Raw genomic sequence first — 343 nt, forward strand, 5'->3', positions numbered from 1 at the left:
TCCAAACAATGTGATCTTAGAGATCACTGATGTCAACGGAAACGTTAGTACTTGTACTGCTATTGTAACAGTTCAAGATGTAACGGCTCCAGTGGTGGTTTGTCAAGACATTACAGTTGAACTAGACCCTATAACGGGAACTGTAACAATTGCAGGAATAGATATTGATGGTGGAAGCACAGATGCCTGTGGTATTGCGAGCTACGATCTGGATATCGACACCTTCGATTGTAGTAATGTAGGCGACAATCCTGTAGTGCTTACAGTAACCGATTCAAACGGAAATGAATCAACATGTACTGCCATAGTAACGGTTGAGGACAACACAAGTCCAGACCTTAGC

General features: G+C 42.6%; 1 protein-coding gene. It reads left to right on the forward strand.

The features are described 5' to 3' along the window. Positions 1-343 (forward strand): hypothetical protein (locus tag ACY2RU_RS17855; RefSeq protein WP_490139842.1); only part of this gene is annotated, 343 nt, incomplete at both ends.

Source organism: Ulvibacter sp. 2305UL32-6 (genome assembly GCF_058148545.1).